The organism is Pseudomonas sp. GM30 (assembly GCF_000282275.2).
GTDB lineage: Bacteria > Pseudomonadota > Gammaproteobacteria > Pseudomonadales > Pseudomonadaceae > Aquipseudomonas.
In genome coordinates this window covers 18,730-35,072 of sequence record NZ_AKJP02000004.1, presented here as the reverse complement: position 1 = coordinate 35,072, position 16,343 = coordinate 18,730, and the positions used below count along the sequence as shown (strand labels likewise).

General features: G+C 61.7%; 14 protein-coding genes. 13 read left to right on the top strand and 1 reads right to left on the bottom strand.

Features of this window, described 5'->3' with window-relative positions; genetic code table 11:
- Positions 1–8: 8 nt before the first annotated feature.
- The 3 genes from PMI25_RS03335 to PMI25_RS03325 are packed head-to-tail and all read left to right on the top strand — an operon-like array spanning position 9 to position 2,465.
- Entirely contained in the window at positions 9–1,028 is a 1,020-nt protein-coding gene (locus PMI25_RS03335) for an aminoglycoside phosphotransferase family protein (RefSeq protein WP_007966465.1), read from the top strand.
- Positions 1,025–1,696 (top strand): N-acetylmuramate alpha-1-phosphate uridylyltransferase MurU, encoded by a 672-nt coding sequence (murU, locus tag PMI25_RS03330; RefSeq protein ID WP_007966463.1) that lies wholly within the window; start codon positions 1,025–1,027, stop codon positions 1,694–1,696. The genes PMI25_RS03335 and murU overlap by 4 nt, the downstream gene beginning before the upstream one ends.
- Before the next feature lies 1 nt (position 1,697).
- Positions 1,698–2,465 carry a TerB family tellurite resistance protein gene (locus PMI25_RS03325; RefSeq protein WP_007966460.1) on the top strand — a complete coding sequence of 256 codons (768 nt, stop codon included), beginning with the start codon at positions 1,698–1,700 and terminating at the stop codon, positions 2,463–2,465.
- Between the two features lie 133 nt (positions 2,466–2,598).
- On the opposite strand, the gene PMI25_RS03320 is transcribed toward PMI25_RS03325, so the two are convergent.
- Positions 2,599–3,588: an alpha/beta hydrolase family protein gene (locus tag PMI25_RS03320; RefSeq protein ID WP_007966458.1), complete on the bottom strand. Its 990-nt coding sequence runs from the start codon at positions 3,586–3,588 to the stop codon at positions 2,599–2,601.
- Between the two features lie 74 nt (positions 3,589–3,662).
- Between PMI25_RS03320 and PMI25_RS03315 the strand changes: the two genes are divergently transcribed.
- From PMI25_RS03315 to trpE, 10 genes are all read left to right on the top strand, one after another.
- Entirely contained in the window at positions 3,663–6,059 is a 2,397-nt protein-coding gene (locus PMI25_RS03315) for a PAS domain-containing sensor histidine kinase (RefSeq protein WP_007966456.1), read from the top strand.
- Positions 6,060–6,144: 85 nt separating this feature from the next.
- Complete coding sequence (locus tag PMI25_RS03310; RefSeq protein ID WP_003228820.1) at positions 6,145–6,774, top strand: response regulator; 630 nt, start codon at positions 6,145–6,147, stop codon at positions 6,772–6,774.
- A gap of 352 nt (positions 6,775–7,126) precedes the next feature.
- Entirely contained in the window at positions 7,127–8,251 is a 1,125-nt protein-coding gene (locus tag PMI25_RS03305; protein ID WP_007966453.1) for an ABC transporter ATP-binding protein, read from the top strand.
- A 48-nt stretch (positions 8,252–8,299) separates the two neighbouring features.
- Positions 8,300–9,343, top strand: a complete 1,044-nt coding sequence (locus tag PMI25_RS03300; RefSeq protein WP_007966450.1) for an ABC transporter substrate-binding protein — start codon at positions 8,300–8,302, stop codon at positions 9,341–9,343.
- 285 nt (positions 9,344–9,628) lie between these two features.
- Positions 9,629–10,876, top strand: a complete 1,248-nt coding sequence (locus PMI25_RS03295; protein WP_007966448.1) for an ABC transporter permease — start codon at positions 9,629–9,631, stop codon at positions 10,874–10,876.
- Positions 10,877–10,888: 12 nt separating this feature from the next.
- Positions 10,889–11,713: an ABC transporter permease gene (locus PMI25_RS03290; protein WP_007966446.1), complete on the top strand. Its 825-nt coding sequence runs from the start codon at positions 10,889–10,891 to the stop codon at positions 11,711–11,713.
- 275 nt (positions 11,714–11,988) lie between these two features.
- On the top strand, positions 11,989–13,137 hold the full coding sequence (locus PMI25_RS03285; RefSeq protein WP_007966444.1) for an iron-containing alcohol dehydrogenase: 1,149 nt from the start codon (positions 11,989–11,991) through the stop codon (positions 13,135–13,137).
- A gap of 80 nt (positions 13,138–13,217) precedes the next feature.
- Complete coding sequence (gene rpe / locus PMI25_RS03280) at positions 13,218–13,892, top strand: ribulose-phosphate 3-epimerase (protein WP_003228808.1); 675 nt, start codon at positions 13,218–13,220, stop codon at positions 13,890–13,892.
- Complete coding sequence (locus PMI25_RS03275; protein ID WP_007966441.1) at positions 13,889–14,707, top strand: phosphoglycolate phosphatase; 819 nt, start codon at positions 13,889–13,891, stop codon at positions 14,705–14,707. The genes rpe and PMI25_RS03275 overlap by 4 nt, the downstream gene beginning before the upstream one ends.
- Positions 14,708–14,778: 71 nt before the next feature.
- Positions 14,779–16,260: an anthranilate synthase component I gene (gene trpE / locus PMI25_RS03270; protein ID WP_007966440.1), complete on the top strand. Its 1,482-nt coding sequence runs from the start codon at positions 14,779–14,781 to the stop codon at positions 16,258–16,260.
- The last annotated feature ends 83 nt before the right edge of the window (positions 16,261–16,343 follow it).

Genomic DNA, 16,343 nt, shown 5'->3' with positions numbered 1-16,343 from the left:
CCCTTGCAATGCCTGACCAAGATGTACGCTTGCAACACCTGAAAGTTTGGCTCGATGAGCAGTTGGCAATCCTGTTTGCAGATCAGGGCTGGGGCGCCGTGCCCCCGGCCACGTTGACCGCGGCCAGCAGCGACGCTAGTTTCCGCCGGTATTTCCGTTGGGAAGGCGCGGGTCGCAGTTTCGTCGTGATGGACGCGCCGCCACCCCAGGAAAACTGCAAACCGTTCGTGGATATCGCCTTTTTGCTGGCGAAATCCGGAATTAACGTGCCGAAAATTTATGCAGAAGACCTCGAAGGCGGATTTCTTTTGCTCAATGACCTGGGCAATAAGACCTATCTCGACGTTATCGACGGCGAAAATGCCGACGCTTTGTTCAACGATGCCTTGCAGGCACTGTTGGCGTTTCAGCAATTACCGATGGTCGCACCGCTGCCGAGTTACGACGTGGCGCTGCTGCGCCGTGAACTTGAACTGTTCCCCGAATGGTACGTGAAGCGCGAACTCGGCATCGAGTTCGACGCGGCACAGCAGCAACAATGGCAAGCCGTCAGCGATCTGCTGATCGACAGCGCCCTGGCGCAGCCGAAAGTGCTGGTGCACCGCGACTACATGCCGCGCAACCTGATGCTCAGCGAGCCGAATCCCGGCGTGCTCGACTTTCAAGATGCGGTCTACGGCCCGGTCACCTACGACGTGACCTGCCTGTTCAAGGACGCCTTCCTCAGCTGGCCTGAAGAGCGCGTGCGTGGCTGGCTGGAAAGTTACTGGCAGCAAGCCTCGGCGCTGGACATTCCGGTGCAGGCAGACTTCGAAGACTTCCTGCGCGCCAGCGACCTGATGGGCGTACAACGCCACCTGAAAGTCATCGGCATTTTCGCCCGGATCTGTCATCGCGATGGCAAACCGCGCTACCTGGCCGACGTCCCGCGTTTCTTCGCCTATATAGAGGCGGTAATTGCGCGTCGTCCTGAGTTGGCGGATCTGCAGGCGTTGCTCGCCAGTTTGCGTGGCGGAGTGAGCGCATGAAGGCGATGATTCTGGCGGCAGGCAAGGGCGAGCGCATGCGCCCGCTGACCCTGACTACCCCCAAGCCGCTGGTGCGTGCCGGCGGCGTACCGTTGATCGAATACCACCTGCGCGCATTGGCCGCAGCCGGTTTCAGCGAGATCGTGATCAACCATGCCTGGCTCGGTCAGCAGATCGAGGATTACCTGGGCGACGGTTCGCAGTTCGGCGTGAGCATCCGGTACTCGCCGGAAGGTGAGCCGCTGGAAACCGGCGGCGGGATTTTCCGCGCCTTGCCGTTGCTCGGTGACGATGCGTTTCTGGTGGTCAACGGCGATATCTGGACCGATTACGACTTCAGCGTGCTGCATCAGCCGATCAACGGTCTGGCGCATCTCGTCCTGGCGGACAACCCGGCTCATCATCCGACGGGCGATTTCATCCTGACTGACGGCCGGGTGAGCGATGCTCAGCCGGGTGCGCAAACCCTGACCTACAGCGGCATCGCCGTGCTCCATCCGCAGTTGTTCGATGGCTGCGCGGACGGCGCATTCAAGCTCGCACCACTGCTGCGCAAAGCCATGGCTGACGGACAGGTCAGCGGTGAGCGTCTGAAAGGGCACTGGGTGGATGTCGGTACGCATGAGCGTCTGGCCGAAGCTGAAGCATTGATAGAAGCGAGTCGTTGATATGTTGTGGCCAGGGACTCTGATTGGAGCCGGAGCGGGTTTTGCGATCGCCAGCATTCCGGGGGCCATGCTTGGGGCATTGTTGGGACAGGCGCTGGATCGGCGTCTGCACCTGCAGAGCTGGGGACACTTGCGGGAAAAACTCGGTGGCCGGCCGATGTTGCGCAACGACGAATTGTTGTTCGTGTTGCTCGGGCGTCTGGCCAAGAGTGACGGACGGGTGACGGACGGCCATATCCAGCAGGCGCGCCATGAAATGAATGCCCTGGAAATGAGCGAGCCGGCGCGGCGGCGGGCGATTGCTGCGTTCAATCGCGGCAAATCCGGCGGCGATCGCCTGCGCGGTTATCTGCGCCGCCTGAGTGCTCAGCCGCATGCCGCCGAGGGCGTGTTGCGCGCCTGCTGGCGGATGGTCTGGGCCGACGGTCGCGCGGGCGTCAGTGAGCGTGAATTACTGGCGCAGTGGGGTAAGTGGCTGGGCTGGACAACCCAGCAGATACAGGCGCTGGCCAGTGATTACGAGCCCAACAAGCGCCCGATTGTCAGTGCGGCGGTGAGTTATCAGGAAGCGATGCGCCTGCTCGGCGTGTCGGCGACCAGCGAACCGGCACAGATCAAGCGCGCCTATCGACGGCTGCTCAGTCGTCATCACCCGGACAAGATCGCCGGCAGCGGCGCAACACCGGAGCAGGTGCGTGACGCGACCGAGAAAACCCGCGAGCTGCACAACGCGTTTACGCTGATTCGGGCGCGGCGGGATTTTCGCTGAGCTGACAAAGATGGGTTGTTGGTAGGGGCCTCATCGCGAGCAGGCTCACTCCTACAGTTGATCGATCTCCTCCAGATGGAATGCGATCAACTGTAGGAGTGAGCCTGCTCGCGATTGCGGGCGACTCGGTCTGTCAGTCAGTCTTCTGCGGATTCAACCAGCCACGCACCCGCCGGAACAGCTGTTCCTGCTCAGCCTTCTTATCCGGTAACGCCTTGAGCGCCACCTGGCTGAAGGTCGAAGTTTTCAAGCGCTTGCTGGCCTGCATGCGCTCCAGCGCCGCGTTGCGGTCCAGCGCCTTGTCCATGTAGAAAATGTCCGCAGTCGGCAACTTCAGGGTCGGCGTCAGCTCGGCCAGTTGCGGCTTGGCTTTGGTCGGTGATTGCGCATCGACCATCACCAGTTTCTCGACCTGTGCGCTCTGCCGCTCGCTGAGGAAACGCGCCGCCCAGTAAGCGCCGGTGCCGTGACCGAGGACCACGACCCGGCGAGCGCTTTGTTGCTCGGCATAGGCGATTGCCGCGTCGATCCGCGCGAAGATCCGTTCGGCATCTGCCTTGGATTGTTCTTCAGTCGTTTCGGCGACCACCTGCTCCGCCACTTCCGCTTCACCGCCCGCCGCCTGTTCGATCGGTTGCGCGGTGGTGGAATCCTTGTTGCCACTTTCCGCGGCTTTCGGCGCGGCGGCGGGCGCAATCACCCGAGGTGCGATGGCATCGCTTTGCAGATCCGGCAAGGTGATACTCAGGCTGCTCCACTCGACATCGGGCAATTTGCTGCGCAGCGGGCCGATCACTTGCGGCCAGTCAGCGGTTTCGCCGGCGCCAGGGACAATAATCACCGCACCTTTGGGTTCGGCGGTGTTGGCCGGTTTCCACAGAGCGAGGAAAGTGTCGGCGCCGGCCTGCAACTGCTGCTGTTCTTGCGCCGGGACCTTACGTTCGAGTGCTGCGGCTTCTTCCTGACTACGCTCAAGCAGTGGCTGGCGTTCGGCCGGTTTTTCGGCGGCCGGTTGCTCGGCGTTGGAGGCGGGCGCCGGATCGGCGGCTTCGACGGAAAACGCACAAGGCAGGATCAGCGACAGGCACAATGCTGGCATTGCCAGGCGGTAGACAGAGGGCATCGGTTATTCCAGGCCAGAAAAGTATCCCGGCAGCCTAATGGGTTGGTCAGAATTTGTCAGTGCAAGAGATTTCAATGATGCGTTTTTACTGCCTGTGGGTTATCGGCTGGTTGTGTTTTCCCTTGATGGGCTGGGCCGCGTCTGCGCCGGCGGCACATGCAGCGCTGTTGACGCCCGGCGAGCAGCAATGGCTGGCGCAACACCGTGAGCTGCGCGTCGGTCTGGTGTTGCAGGCGCCGTACGCGCAATACGACCGGCGCTTGCAGCGACTGTCCGGGGCCAACGTTGAATTGATGAAGGCGCTGGCCAAGACCCTGAATGTCGAGCTGAGCTGGCGCAACTTTCAGGACCTGGCGCAACTGGAAGAGGCCGCCCGCGAAGGTGAAATCGACATCGCCCCGGGCCTGACCCAGACCCCGGGTGCGCTACGCCTGTGGCTGTTTTCCGATCCCTACATGCGTGTACCGCAACTGGTGGTCAGTGACCAGAAGAGCGGCGGCGTGGTCGAGCTGGAAAAACTCGACAGCCTGTCTCGCGTTGCCGTACGCATGCCCAGCGTCACGGCCGACTATTTGCGCAGCACTTATCCCCATCTGAATCTGCAAGGCGTGCCGCTGGAGCGTCAGGCACTGCAACTGTTGTTGACTCAACAAGCGTCCTACGCCGTGGTGGATGAGGCGCAACTCGGGCGCTTGTCCGCCGAGCCGGAGTTCGCCGGGCTGGTGGTGGTTGGCGATATCGGCTTGCCGCAGCTGTTGCGGGTTGCCACGCGGCGTGACTGGCCGCAATTGGCCGGGATCATCGAAAGCGCCTTGCGGGCAATTCCGGCCAAGGATCTGGAGCGCCTGCACAACCAGTGGCTGCAACCCAAGTACCCACGGCTGACGGAATCGCCGGGGTTCTGGCAGAACCTCAGCCTGTTGTTTGCGGTGTTGCTGCTCAGTTGTGCGGCCATCATCATCTGGCAACGCCGCCAGCAACACAGCCTCGAACAGCGTCTGCTGGCCGCCCGGGAAGACATTGCCCTGCGCGCGGCCAGCGAAGAAGCCTTGCGCCTGACCCAGTTTTCCATCGACCAAAGTACCGTCGGCATTCTCTGGGTCAACTGGGACAGCCATGTGCGCTATGCCAACCGCGCGGCGGAACACATGCTCGGTTATCCACAGGGCGCGCTGATCGAGCGGCCGCTGATCGACTTCGAACCCGGTCTGCACATGGACCGCTGGCTCAACCTGTGGAAACGCGCGCGGGCCAGTGAAGAGGGGCCTTTGAGTTTTGAAACCAGTTGCGTGCGCGCCGATGGCAGCGTCCTGCCGACAGATGTCTCGCTGAGTTTTCTGCGCTTTCGCGACAGCGAGTATCTGGTGGTTTATCTCACCGACGTCACTGAGCGTCGCCGCGCCCTGGCCGCGTTGCAGGAAAGTGAAGCGCGCCTGCAAGGCATTGCCGCTAACGTACCGGGGCTGGTGTTCCGCCTGGAGCGGGCGCCAGTAACCGGGCAGATCGATTTTGCCTACATCAGCGAGGGCAGCGAGAGTCTGGTCGGCTACGCGCCGGCCGCCATTGCCCACCGCGACATGGGCTTGCGCAGTCTGGTGCATCCGGACGACAAGGCCAGTTACCACCAGACCCAGGATCAGGCGCTGGACACAGACAGTGACTGGTCCTGGCAAGGGCGGATTCTCACCCGTCAGGGCGAGCAGCGCTGGGCCGAGATCAAGGCAATCACCCGACAGCTGGAGGATGGCGCCTATGTCTGGGACGGCATCGTCTGGGACATCAGCGAAAGCAAACGTATCGAGTTGGAGCTGGCCGCCTCCCGCGAGCAACTGCGCGAATTGTCGGCGCACCTGGAAAGCGTGCGTGAAGAAGAAAAGGCGCGGATCGCCCGCGAAGTGCACGATGAGCTGGGGCAGATGCTCACGGTGCTGAAACTGGAAACCTCGATGTGCGAACTGGCCTACGCGCAACTCGACCCGGGGCTGCACGAGCGGTTGAACAGCATGAAGCGATTGATCGCCCAGTTGTTCCAGTTGGTACGCGATGTGGCGACAGCGCTGCGACCGCCGATTCTCGATGCCGGGATTGCTTCAGCGATCGAGTGGCAGGCGCGGCGGTTCGAGGCGCGCACGCAGATTCCGTGTCTGGTGCAGGTGCCGGACAATCTGCCGGCGCTCAGCGATGCCAAGGCGATCGGGTTGTTCCGCATCCTGCAGGAGGCGCTGACCAACGTCATGCGCCATGCTCAGGCGCATACTGTGGAACTGACACTGGCGCTGGAAGGCGACGAATTGTGCCTGACGGTCAGCGACGATGGCACAGGCTTTGTCGCTGCGGCGGACCGGCCGACGTCTTTTGGTTTGGTCGGTATGCGCGAGCGGGTGTTGATCATGGGCGGGCGCTTGCAACTTGAGAGTGAGCCGGGGGAGGGCACCAGTCTGCATGTGTGGGTGCCGGTGAGTGAGGTTTGAAGGTTTGTGGTGTTTGAACTGACGCTGTCGCGAGCAGGCTCGCTCCCACAGGGTTTGGTGTGTACCTGAAATCTGGAGAAAAAATTTGATCCGCGTACTTGTAGCCGAAGACCACACCATCGTCCGTGAAGGCATCAAGCAACTGATCGGCCTGGCCAAGGATCTGCAAGTGGTGGGGGAGGCGAGCAATGGCGAGCAGCTCCTCGAAACCTTGCGCAGCGTGCCGTGTGAAGTGGTGTTGCTGGACATCTCGATGCCTGGCGTCAATGGGTTGGAGGCGATTCCGCGGATTCGCGCGCTGAACAATCCTCCGGCGATTCTGGTGCTGTCGATGCACGACGAGGCGCAAATGGCCGCCCGTGCGCTGAAGGTCGGCGCCGCCGGCTATGCGACCAAGGACAGCGATCCGGCATTGCTGCTGACGGCGATTCGCAAAGTGGCGGCCGGCGGACGTTACATCGACCCGGAACTGGCCGACCGGATGGTCTTCGAAGTCGGCCTGACCGACACGCGTCCGTTGCATTCGCTGCTGTCCGAGCGTGAGTTCTCGGTGTTCGAGCGCCTGGCCCAGGGCGCCAACGTCAACGACATCGCCCAGCAACTGGCGCTGAGCAGCAAGACCATCAGCACCCACAAGGCGCGGCTGATGCAGAAGCTCAACATCACCTCGCTGGCCGAACTGGTCAAATACGCGATGGAGCACAAACTCCTCTAAAGATCACCGCAATCAAAACTGTAGGAGTGAGCCTGCTCGCGATAGCGTTCCGTCAGGCAACACTTCAGTGATTGAGCCACCGCTATCGCGAGCAGGCTCACTCCTACAGGGGTTCGGCATAGCGCCCGAAATTTCGGGCATATCCATTAGCGACAACCGCTTTTGCCTGTTCTTGCAGCTCGCAGCTGGTCACTTGCCGCTGCGTTTGCCAAAACGCGCCATCCTTGTAGGGCAATCCCTACCCCCAACCTTCCATCCGGCTGAGGCTATTCTCTCCTGCGCCCCGATTTGCGCGGCTGGCGCCAGCCACTAGGCTTAATCCACAGCAGTTACCAATAACAAAGGTGTGGGTATGAGCCAGGTCGATTCAAACGCAGGGGCCAGTGACGTGCTGGTCAGCTTTCGTGGAGTGCAGAAGAGCTACGACGGCGAGAACCTGATCGTCAAAGACCTCAACCTGGACATTCGCAAAGGCGAGTTCCTGACCCTGCTCGGGCCGTCCGGCTCGGGCAAGACCACCAGCCTGATGATGCTCGCCGGGTTCGAAACCCCGACCGCCGGCGAAATCCTCCTGGCCGGCCGCGCCATCAATAACGTACCGCCGCACAAGCGTGACATCGGTATGGTGTTCCAGAACTACGCGTTGTTCCCGCACATGACCGTGGCCGAGAACCTGGCTTTCCCGTTGACCGTGCGCGGCCTGAACAAGAGCGATGTCAGCGACAAGGTCAAGAAAGTCCTGAGCATGGTCCAGCTCGACGCCTTCGCTTCGCGCTATCCGGCGCAACTCTCCGGCGGTCAGCAGCAGCGCGTGGCACTGGCGCGGGCGCTGGTGTTCGAACCGCAACTGGTGCTGATGGACGAACCGCTGGGCGCACTCGACAAGCAATTGCGCGAACACATGCAGATGGAGATCAAGCACCTGCACCAACGCCTCGGCGTGACCGTGGTCTACGTGACCCACGATCAGGGTGAAGCGCTGACCATGTCCGATCGCGTCGCTGTGTTCCATCAGGGCGAAATCCAGCAGATCGCCCCGCCGCGCACGCTTTACGAAGAACCGAAAAACACCTTCGTCGCCAATTTCATCGGCGAGAACAACCGCCTCAACGGGCGGCTGCTCAGCCAGAGCGGCGAGCGTTGCGTGGTTGAGCTGGGGCGGGGCGAGAAGGTCGAGGCGCTGGCGGTCAACGTCGGCCAGACTGGCGAACCGGTGACCCTGTCGATTCGCCCGGAACGCGTCAGCCTCAATGGCTCGAGCGACCAATGCGTCAACCGCTTCTCAGGGAGGGTGGCGGAATTCATCTATCTGGGCGACCACGTCCGGGTGCGCCTGGAAGTCTGCGGCAAGACCGACTTCTTCGTGAAACAGCCGATTGCCGAGCTCGATCCAGCGCTCGCGGTCGGGGACGTGGTTCCGCTTGGCTGGCAGGTCGAGCACGTTCGCGCACTCGATCCTCTTCTAGAGGCGCACTAAGCGCCCCGGCAATACCAACACCAACCCTGCACGTGGAGAGAACAATAAATGTTGAGATCCCTGAAGTTCACCGCCCTGACCCTGGGCCTGATGGGTGCGGCCAGCGCGATGGCCGCCGGTCCCGATTTGACTGTGGTGTCGTTTGGCGGGGCGAACAAGGCGGCGCAAGTCAAAGCCTTCTACGCACCGTGGGAAGCGGCGGGCAATGGCAAGATCGTTGCCGGTGAGTACAACGGCGAAATGGCCAAGGTCAAAGCCATGGTCGATACCAAGAGCGTGTCGTGGGATCTGGTGGAAGTCGAATCGCCAGAGCTGTCCCGTGGTTGCGATGAAGACATGTTCGAACAACTCGACCCGGCGCTGTTCGGCAAAACCGAGGATTACGTCAAAGGCGCAATTCAGCCATGCGGCGTAGGCTTCTTCGTCTGGTCGACCGTACTCGCGTACAACGCCGACAAGCTGAAAACCGCGCCAACCAGCTGGGCCGATTTCTGGGATACCAAGAAATTCCCGGGCAAGCGTGGCCTGCGCAAGGGTGCCAAGTACACCCTTGAGTTCGCGCTGATGGCCGACGGTGTTGCACCGAAAGACGTCTACAAAGAGCTGGCGAGCAAGGGAGGGCAGGATCGCGCGTTCAAGAAGCTCGATGAGCTGAAACCGAACATCCAGTGGTGGGAGGCCGGCGCACAACCGCCGCAATACCTCGCCTCCGGTGACGTGGTCATGAGTTCGGCCTACAACGGCCGTATCGCCGCCGTGCAAAAAGAATCCAACCTGAAAGTGGTGTGGAATGGCGGCATCTACGACTTCGATGCGTGGGCCATCCCGAAAGGTCTGGACGCCAAGCGCGCCGAAGCGGCGAAGAAATTCATCGCCTACTCGGTCCAGCCGCAGCAGCAGAAGACCTACTCGGAAAACATCGCCTACGGCCCAGCCAACACTCAAGCAGTACCGCTGCTGAGCAAGGACGTCCTGAAAGACATGCCGACCACCCCGGAAAACATCGCCAACCAGGTACAGATCGACGTCAGCTTCTGGGCTGACAACGGCGAGCAACTGGAACAGCGTTTCAATTCCTGGGCTGCGAAATAACCAAAACTCCAACTTCAGGAGCGAACTGTTGTGGCGAGGGAGCTTGTGTGGTGAGGGGATTTATCCCCGATGGGTTGCGAAGCGGCCCCGAAGCCATACCCGCTCGGTGTGTCAGATAAACCGGATTCTCAGGTTTTACGACTGCTGCGCAGCCGATCGGGGATAAATCCCCTCGCCACAAAGGTTCGCTCTCTCTGGAAGGCTCGCTCCCACAGGTAGCTGTGTTTCAACACAACAGAGGTGGTTCGCCACTTCTGTAACGATCAAAGATTTGCGGAGTACGTCATGGCCATCGCCGTTCCCCTGAACGAGGGCGCCAGCCCCACCTTGAAGCAGAAGCTCAAGCGCGCCGAGCGGGTCAACCGCTGGAAGGCCCAGGCGTTGATTGCGCCGCTGGTGCTGTTTCTGTTGCTGGTGTTCCTGGTGCCGATCGTGGCGCTGCTCTACAAAAGCGTCGGCAACCCGGAAGTGGTCGGCGGCATGCCGCGCACCGTGGCGGCCATCGCCAGTTGGGACGGCCGTGGCCTGCCCGCTGAACCGGTGTACAAAGCGGCCGGCGAAGACCTCGCCGAAGCCCGCAAAAACCAGACGCTGGGCGATCTGTCCAAACGCTTGAACATGGAGTTGGCCGGCTATCGCAGCCTGCTGACCAAAACCGCCCGGGCACTGCCGTTCGCCAGCGAACCGGCCTCCTATAAAGAAGCACTCGAAGGACTCGATGAGCGTTGGGGCGATCCGGCCTACTGGCAAGCGGTCAAACGCAACACCAGCAGCATCACCCCGTTCTATCTGCTGGCAGCGGTGGATCACCGTATCGACGATCTCGGCGAACTGGCCCCGGCCACCCCGGATCAGGCGATCTACCTCGACATCTTCGCCCGCACGTTCTGGATGGGCCTGATCATCACCGTGATCTGTTTGTTCCTCGCCTATCCACTGGCTTACCTGCTGGCGAACCTGCCATCGCGGCAGAGCAACCTGCTGATGATTCTGGTGCTGCTGCCGTTCTGGACCTCGATTCTGGTGCGGGTCGCGGCGTGGATCGTGTTGCTGCAGTCGGGCGGACTGATCAACAGCGCGCTGATGGCGATGGGCATCATTGATAAGCCGCTGGAACTGGTGTTCAACCGCACCGGGGTCTACATCTCGATGGTGCACATCCTGCTGCCGTTCATGATCCTGCCGATCTACAGCGTGATGAAAGGCATCTCGCCAACCTACATGCGCGCCGCCATCTCGTTGGGCTGCCATCCCTTCGCCAGTTTCTGGCGGGTGTATTTCCCGCAGACCTACGCCGGTGTCGGCGCCGGTTGCCTGTTGGTGTTCATTCTCGCCATCGGCTACTACATCACTCCGGCGCTGCTCGGCAGCCCGAACGATCAGATGGTCAGTTACTTCGTCGCGTTCTACACCAACACCAGCATCAACTGGGGCATGGCCACTGCGCTCGGCGGCTTGCTGCTGCTGGCGACCGTGGTGCTGTATCTGATCTACAGCTGGCTGGTGGGCGCCAGTCGCCTGCGCCTGAGCTAAGGAGAATTTGAAATGCTGAGTCCTTACATGTCGCCCATCGAACGGGTGTGGTTCTACAGCTTGCGGATTCTCTGCGGCCTGATCCTGCTGTTCCTGATTCTGCCGGTGCTGGTCATCGTGCCGCTGTCGTTCAACTCGGGCAGTTTCCTGGTGTATCCGCTGCAGGGTTTCTCGCTGCACTGGTATCAGGACTTCTTCGCCTCGGCCGAATGGATGCGCTCGCTGAAGAACAGCATCATCGTCGCCCCCGCCGCGACGGTGCTGGCGATGGTCTTCGGCACACTGGCCGCCATCGGCCTGACCCGTGGCGACTTCCCCGGCAAATCGCTGGTGATGGCGCTGGTGATTTCGCCGATGGTGGTGCCGGTGGTGATCATTGGTGTGGCGAGTTATCTGTTCTTCGCACCGCTGGGACTGGGCAACAGCTTCTTCTCGTTGATCGTGGTGCACGCGGTGCTCGGTGTGCCGTTCGTGATCATCACCGTGTCGGCGACGTTGCAGGGGTTCAACCACAATCTGGTGCGGGCGGCGGCCAGCCTAGGGGCATCGCCGCTGACCACCTTCCGCCGGGTGACTCTGCCGTTGATTGCGCCGGGGGTGATTTCCGGGGCGCTGTTTGCCTTTGCGACGTCGTTCGATGAAGTGGTGGTGACGCTGTTCCTCGCCGGCCCCGAGCAAGCGACCTTGCCTCGGCAGATGTTCAGCGGCATTCGCGAGAACCTCAGCCCGACGATTGCGGCGGCGGCCACCTTGCTGATCGCCTTCTCCGTCATCCTGTTGCTGACCCTTGAATGGTTGCGTGGTCGTAGCGAGAAACTGCGTACCGCCCAGGTCTGACGCCCAGATCAAAAGCCACCCCTCACCCCAGCCCTCTCCCCCAAGGGGGCGAGGGGGAAAGGGGGCAGATCTTCATGCTGTTCAGAATCTCAGTTCGACTCGGTATTGCACGTCGATGGACTTCGAGAGTGCAGCTCGGTCAATCCCCTCTCCCTCCGGGAGAGGGTTAGGGTGAGGGGCTTTGCTCTTGATTATTCACCAACTGAATACCAGCCAACCGCAAACCCTCAGCTACGCTTGTGCTCAGCTCCCACACCTATAAGAGGCTGCGCACGATGAGTCTGTCCCAGTTCAAAATTGCTCACAAACTGATCACCGGCGCCGGGGCCATCGAGCAACTGGCGGCGGAACTCACGCGGCTGGATATCGACAACCCGTTGATTGTCACCGACGCCGCGCTGGTCAAGTCCGGCACCGTGGAACTGGCGCTGTGCCAATTGGGTGGGCGCGAGTACGAGATTTTTGACCGGGTGCTGCCGGACCCGGAAATCGCCATCGTCGAAGATTGCATGCGCGTGTACCGCGAGGGCGGGCATGACGGCTTGATCGGCCTGGGCGGTGGCAGTGCCATCGACATCGCCAAGAGTGTCGCCGCGTATGCCGGATACCACGGCGCGCTGGAAGACCTGTTCGGCGTTGATCAGGTGCCGCGCAAAGGCCCGCCGCTGATCGCCATCCCGACCACCGCCGGCACCGGCTCGGAAGTGACCAACGTCGCCATCCTCTCGGACAAGGTCGCGCAACTGAAGAAAGGCATCGTCAGCGATTATCTGTTGCCGGACGTGGCGCTGGTCAGTCCGCAAATGACCCTGACCTGCCCGCGCAGCGTCACCGCCGCCAGTGGCGTCGATGCGCTGGTGCATGCCATCGAATCCTATCTGTCGGTCAACGCTTCGCCGATCACCGATTCGCTGGCGCTCGGCGCAATCAGGTTGATTGCCAGGTCGCTGCCCAAGGCCTATGCCAATGGCGCCAATCTGCAGGCCCGTGAGGACATGGCCACCGCCAGTCTGATGGCCGGGATGGCGTTCGGCAATGCCGGGGTCGGCGCGGTGCATGCGTTGGCCTATCCACTGGGCGGGCGATTCAACATTGCCCACGGCGTAAGTAACGCCTTGCTGCTGCCGTATGTCATGACCTGGAACAAGATGGCCTGCGTCGAACGCATGCAGGATATCGCCGAGGCCATGGGGGTGAAGACCGCTCATCTGAGCGCCACCGAGGCGGCGGACAAAGCCGTGCAGGCCATGACCGAGCTGTGCGCGGCGGTGGAAATTCCGGCCGGGCTGCGCAGTTTCGGTGTGCCGGAAGAGGCGATCCCGGCCATGGCCGTGGAGGCCGCGGGGATCGAGCGTTTGATGCGCAACAACCCGCGCAGGCTCAGCGCTGCGGATATCGAGAAGATCTACCGAGCGGCGTACTGATCATCGCGGTCACGGTGCGCGCACGGAAACTTGAGGTATACAATGCGCGCCATCGTGATTTAGCTCAGAAAAGGTGCGTCATGCAGCCCTTCGTAATTGCTCCGTCGATTCTCTCCGCCGACTTCGCCCGCCTCGGCGAGGAAGTGGACAACGTTCTGGCCGCCGGTGCCGACTTCGTCCACTTCGATGTCATGGACAACCACTACGTGCCGAACCTGACCATCGGCCCGATGGTTTGCGCCGCACTGCGCAAGTACGGCATCACCGCGCCGATCGACGCGCACCTGATGGTCAGCCCGGTGGATCGCATCGTTGGCGACTTTATCGAGGCCGGCGCGACCTACATCACCTTCCACCCGGAAGCCACGCTGCACGTTGATCGTTCGCTGCAACTGATCCGTGAAGGCGGGTGCAAATCCGGCCTGGTATTCAACCCGGCAACCCCGCTGGACGTGCTCAAATACGTGATCGACAAGGTCGACATGGTCTTGCTGATGAGCGTCAACCCGGGTTTTGGCGGGCAGAAGTTCATCCCCGGCACCCTCGATAAGCTGCGCGAAGCGCGGGCGATCATCGATGCTTCTGGGCGTGACATCCGTCTGGAAATCGATGGTGGCGTCAACGTCAACAACATCCGCGAAATCGCCGCCGCCGGTGCGGACACCTTTGTGGCTGGCTCGGCGATCTTCAATGCGCCGAACTATCAGGAAGTCATCGACAAGATGCGTTCCGAACTGGCGCTGGCGCGCCCATGAGCGGTTTTGAGCAGCTGTTCCCGGGGCAACTGCCACGGTTGGTGATGTTCGATCTGGATGGCACGTTGATCGACTCGGTTCCCGACCTGGCGGCGGCGGTGGACACCATGCTGCTCTCCCTCGGCCGCAAGCCTGCCGGCATCGAAGCGGTGCGCGAGTGGGTCGGCAATGGCGCACCGGTGCTGGTGCGCCGGGCGCTGGCCGGTAGCATCGATCATTCGGCAGTGGATGACGTTGAGGCCGAGCACGCGCTGGAAGTATTCATGGAAGCCTATGGCGCGAGCCACGAGCTGACCGTGGTCTACCCCGGCGTGCGCGACACCCTCAAGTGGCTGCACAAGCAGGGCGTGGCCATGGCGCTGATCACCAACAAGCCGGAGCGCTTTGTCGCGCCGCTGCTGGATCAGATGAAGATCGGCCGTTACTTCAAGTGGATCATCGGTGGCGACACCCTGCCGCAGAAGAAGCCTGATCCGGCCGCGCTGTTCTTTGTGATGAAGATGGCCAACATCCCGGCCTCGCAATCGCTGTTCGTCGGCGATTCGCGCAGCGACGTGCTGGCGGCGAAAGCGGCGGGGGTCAAGTGCGTGGCGCTGAGCTACGGCTACAACCACGGTCGACCGATTGCCGAGGAATCCCCGGCACTGGTGATCGACGATCTGCGCAAGCTAATTCCCGGTTGCCTCGGTACAGCCGCTGAGATAACGTTGCCCGACGCATCTCAATCCCATTCTGGAAACGCCATCGTGGTGGTCACCCGCAAACTCTGGATGAAAGTCATCAAGGCCCTGGCCCGCTGGCGTTGGCGCGCCTGACTGGTTCCTGGCCGGCTTGCCGGCGCGTTTGCACACCTGACTGATTTGCCCCTCACACCACGAGGCACCCCATGATCCGCGAAGAATTCCTGCGCCTGGCCGCTGATGGCTACAACCGCATTCCGTTGGCCTGCGAAACCCTGGCCGACTTCGATACGCCACTGTCGATCTACCTGAAACTGGCCGACCAGCCCAACTCCTACCTGCTCGAATCGGTGCAGGGCGGCGAGAAGTGGGGCCGTTACTCGATCATCGGCCTGCCGTGCCGCACCGTGCTGCGGGTGCACGACCATCATGTGAGCATCACCGTCGATGGCATCGAGACCGAAAGCCATGACGTCGAAGACCCGCTGGCCTTCGTCGAAACCTTCAAGGCCCGCTACAACGTGCCGACCATCGCCGGTCTGCCGCGTTTCAATGGGGGGCTGGTCGGTTACTTCGGTTACGACTGCGTGCGTTATGTCGAGAAGCGTCTGGGCAAATGCCCGAACCCGGATCCACTGGGCGTACCGGACATTCTGCTGATGGTGTCCGATGCGGTGGTGGTGTTCGACAACCTCGCCGGCAAGATGCACGCGATCGTGCTGGCCGACCCGGCGCAAGCCGACGCCTACGAGCAGGGCCAGGCGCAATTGCAGGAGCTGCTGGAAAAACTGCGCCAGCCGATCACCCCGCGCCGTGGCCTGGATTTCAGCAAGCAACAAGCGGCTGATCCGCTGTTCCGCTCCAGTTTCACCCAGAGCGACTACGAAAAAGCCGTCGACACCATCAAGGAATACATCCTCGCCGGTGACTGCATGCAGGTGGTGCCGTCGCAGCGCATGTCGATCGACTTCAAGGCCGCGCCAATCGATCTGTACCGCGCCCTGCGTTGCTTCAACCCGACGCCGTACATGTACTTCTTCAACTTCGGCGACTTCCACGTCGTCGGCAGTTCGCCGGAAGTGCTGGTGCGGGTTGAAGACAACCTGATCACCGTGCGCCCGATTGCCGGTACGCGGCCGCGTGGCGCCACCGAGGAAGCGGATCTGGCGCTGGAAGAAGACCTGCTGTCCGACGACAAGGAGATTGCCGAACACTTGATGCTGATCGACCTCGGTCGTAACGACACCGGGCGGGTCTCGGAAATCGGTTCGGTGAAGCTCACCGAAAAAATGGTCATCGAGCGTTATTCCAACGTGATGCACATCGTCTCCAACGTCACCGGCCAGTTGAAGGCCGGGCTGACCGCGATGGACGCGCTGCGGGCGATTCTGCCGGCGGGCACCTTGTCCGGCGCACCGAAGATCCGTGCGATGGAAATCATCGACGAACTGGAGCCAGTCAAGCGTGGCGTGTATGGCGGTGCGGTCGGTTACTTTGCCTGGAACGGCAACATGGACACCGCGATTGCGATTCGTACCGCGGTGATCAAGAACGGTGAACTGCACGTGCAGGCCGGTGGCGGCATCGTCGCCGACTCGGTGCCGGCGCTGGAATGGGAAGAAACCCTGAACAAGCGCCGCGCGATGTTCCGCGCCGTGGCCCTGGCCGAGCAGACCCCGGACGCCTGATCCACGCAAAACCCTTGTAGGAGTGAGCCTGCTCGCGATTTCGGTCTGACATTCACCTTTAATGTTGTCTGTTCCACCGCCAT